At 76.7% G+C, this 3,466-nt stretch carries 3 protein-coding genes; all 3 read left to right on the top strand.

The features are described from left to right. The coding region (locus tag ABD308_RS08575) for a CobD/CbiB family cobalamin biosynthesis protein (RefSeq protein ID WP_344330141.1) at window positions 1-705 on the top strand (705 nt) is incomplete at its 5' end. After that, window positions 702-2,219, top strand: a complete 1,518-nt coding sequence (locus tag ABD308_RS08570; RefSeq protein WP_344330139.1) for a cobyric acid synthase — start codon at window positions 702-704, stop codon at window positions 2,217-2,219. The genes ABD308_RS08575 and ABD308_RS08570, both read left to right, overlap by 4 nt. Next, window positions 2,212-3,466, top strand: a 1,255-nt coding sequence (locus ABD308_RS08565; protein WP_344330137.1) for a magnesium chelatase ATPase subunit I, incomplete at its 3' end; no start/stop codon positions are given. The genes ABD308_RS08570 and ABD308_RS08565, both read left to right, overlap by 8 nt.

Here is a 3,466-nt window from a genome sequence, read left to right as displayed (position 1 = left end):
ACGGTGCTCGGCGGCACCTCGCTGACCCGGGAGGCCCGCACCATCGGCCGGTCCCTGGCGGCGGGCGATCTGACGGCGGCCCGGGAGCGGTTGCCGCACCTGTGCGGACGCGACCCGAGCGCGCTGGACGAACGGCAGCTGGCCCGCGCGGTCGTCGAGTCGGTGGCCGAGAACACCGCCGACGCCGTGGTCAACGCCCTGGTGTGGGGCGGTCTCGCGGGCAGCCCGGGCCTGCTGGCGTTCCGCGCGGTGAACACCCTGGACGCGATGGTCGGTCACCGCTCGCCCCGCTACGCCCGGTTCGGCTGGGCCTCGGCGCGGCTGGACGACGTGGCCGGCTGGCCCGGCGCGCGGCTGACCGCGCTGCTGGCGGTGGCCGCCGCCCCCGAACCGCGCACCGCCTGGCGGGTCTGGCGGCGCGACGGCTCGGCGCACCCCAGTCCGAACGCCGGTCAGGCCGAGTCCGCCTTCGCGGGCGCGGTGGGCGTGCGCCTCGGCGGCACGCTCCGGTACGGCGAGCGCGTGGAGCACCGCCCCGTGCTGGGCGGGGAGCTGCGCGCCGTCGGGGTGGACGACATCGAACGGGCGTGTGTGCTCTCCCGGCGGGTGAGCGCGCTGGCCCTGGGTACGACGGTCGCCGGGCACCTGGTGCTCCGGGCCGCGCTGGGCGGGAACTCCCCGGCCAGGGGAAGGGGTGGGGCATGAGCAAGGCACTGCTGGTCGCCGGGACGACCTCGGACGCCGGCAAGAGCGTGGTCACCGCGGGCATCTGCCGCTGGCTGGCCCGGCAGGGTGTCGCGGTCGCGCCGTTCAAGGCGCAGAACATGTCGCTGAACTCGTTCGTCACCGCCGACGGCGCCGAGATCGGCCGCGCGCAGGCGATGCAGGCGCAGGCGGCCCGGGTGGAGCCGGAGGCGGCGATGAACCCGGTGCTGCTCAAGCCCGGTGCCGACGGCCGCAGCCAGGTGGTGCTGCTGGGCCGGCCGGTCGCCGAGGTCGGCGCGCTGGACTACCGCGAGCGCAAGCCGGTGCTGCTGGAGCGCGCCCTGGAATGCCTGGCGGACCTGCGCGGCCGCTTCGACGTGGTGGTCTGCGAGGGCGCGGGCTCGCCCGCCGAGATCAACCTGCGCGACCGCGACATCGCCAACATGGGCCTGGCCACCGCCGCCGGACTGCCGGTCGTCGTGGTCGGCGACATCGACCGGGGCGGCGTGTTCGCGGCGATGTACGGGACGCTGGCGCTGCTGTCGGCGGAGGACCAGCGGCACGTGGCGGGCTGGTTCGTCAACAAGTTCCGCGGCGACGCCCGGCTGCTCGCCCCCGGCCTGGAGATGCTGCGCGAGCTGACCGGCCGTCCGGTGCTCGGCACCCTGCCGATGCTGGCGGACCTGTGGCTGGACGCCGAGGACTCGCTCGACCTGTCGACCGTCGTCGACCGGACCGCCGCGCGCGGCCCGGTCGGCCCGGACGTGCTGCGGGTGGCCGTGCTGCGCTTCCCCCGGCTGTCCAACTTCACCGACCTGGACGCGCTCGCCCAGGAACCCGGCGTCCTGGTCCGCTGGGCCACCCGGCCGGAGGAGCTGGCCGACGCCGACCTCGTCGTGCTGCCCGGCACCCGGGCCACCGTGGCGGACCTCGGCTGGCTGCGCGAGCGCGGCCTGGAGCCGGTGCTGAAGGCGCGGGCGGCGGCCGGTCGGCCACTGCTCGGGGTCTGCGGCGGCTACCAGATGCTGGCGCGCTCGATCGTGGACGAGGTCGAGTCGAAGGCGGGCGCGGTGGACGGCCTCGGGCTGCTGCCGGCCCGGGTGCGGTTCGGCGCGGAGAAGGTGCTCGCCCGGCCCGTCGGCGAGGCGTTCGGGGAGCGGGTCGAGGGCTACGAGATCCACCACGGCGTGGTCACCGTGGAGGGTGGGGAGCCGTTCCTGGACGGGTGCCGGGTGGGCCAGGTGTGGGGGACGACCTGGCACGGCGCGCTGGAGAACGACGGCTTCCGGCGCGCGCTGCTGCGCGAGGTCGCGGCGGCGGCCGGCCGGGCGTTCGTCCCCGCGCCGGACACCTCGTTCGCGGCCGCGCGGGAGGCCCGGCTGGACCGGCTGGGCGAGCTGATCGAGGAGCACGCGGACACCGACGCGTTGTGGAAGCTGATCGAGGGCGGGGTACCGGCGGCCGGATCGCTGCCGTTCCTGGCGCCCGGGGCCCCTGGGAGCATGCATGAGTGACGTCCGTTATCCGTTCACCGCGATCGTCGGCATGGCCGACCTGCGGCTCGGCCTGCTGCTGAACGCGGTCTCCCCGGCGGTCGGCGGGGTGCTGGTGCGCGGCGAGAAGGGCACCGCCAAGTCGACCATGGTGCGCGCGCTGGCCGGGCTGCTGCCGTCCATCGCCACCGTCGACGGCTGCCGTTTCGCCTGTGACCCGGCGGCGCCGGACCCGCAGTGCCCGGACGGCGCGCACACCGCGGGCCCCGCGTCCGGCGAGCGCCCGGCCCGGCTGGTCGAGCTGCCGGTCGGCGTCTCCGAGGACCGGATCGTCGGCTCGCTGGACCTGGAGCGGGCGCTCGCCGAGGGCGTCAAGGCGTACGAGCCGGGCCTGCTCGCCCAGGCGCACCGCGGCGTGCTCTACATCGACGAGGTGAACCTGCTCCAGGACCACGTGGTGGACCTGCTGCTGGACGCCGCCGCGATGGGCCGCTCCTACGTCGAGCGCGAGGGCGTGTCGGTGCGGCACGCGGCGCGCTTCCTGCTGGTCGGCACGATGAACCCGGAGGAGGGCGAGCTGCGGCCGCAGCTGCTCGACCGGTTCGGCCTGACGGTGGAGATCGCCGCGACCCGGGAGCCGGTGGAGCGTGCCGAGGTGGTGCGCCGACGGCTCGCCTACGACGCCGACCCGGCCGCTTTCGCCGCCCGCTTCGCCGAGGACGAGCGGGCGCTGGCGGCGCGGATCACCGCCGCGCGGGAGCTGCTGGGGCGGGTGGAGCTGACCGACACGGCGCTGCGCCAGATCACCGCCGTCTGCGCGGCGTTCGAGGTGGACGGGCTGCGCGCGGACATCGTGATGGCGCGTACCGCCGTCGCGCTGGCCGCCTGGGCGGGGCGCGCCGAGGTGCTGGCGGAGGACGTCCGCAAGGCCGCCCAGCTCGCGCTGCCGCACCGCCGCCGGCGCAACCCGTTCGACGCTCCCGGGCTGGACGAGGAGCAGCTGGACCGGCTGCTGGAGGAGCACGCCGAACAGGAGCACAGCGAGCAGGACCACGCCGAGCAGGAGCCGGAGACCTCGGGGGCGCCGGAGGACGACCCGGATCCGGAGGGCGGCCCGGACGGTCCCGACGGCGACGGTCCGCAGGACGGCGGCCCCGACGGCGGTGGGGGCGGCGCGCCGGAGCCCGCCGGCCCGGACGGGCCTCCCGTCGAGGCGGCGGACACGGCGGACCCGGCGGACGGGCAGGACGCCGCCGCCCCGCAGCCCG

It is taken from the genome of Kitasatospora putterlickiae (assembly GCF_039527695.1).
Lineage (GTDB): Bacteria > Actinomycetota > Actinomycetes > Streptomycetales > Streptomycetaceae > Kitasatospora > Kitasatospora putterlickiae.
This window is presented reverse-complemented; position numbering and strand designations above follow the sequence as displayed.

Excerpts from the sequence above, each read along its gene's own strand:
- ABD308_RS08570 (WP_344330139.1), top strand. The coding sequence starts at position 702 with ATGAGCAAGGCACTGCTGGTCGCCGGGACGACCTCGGACGCCGGCAAG.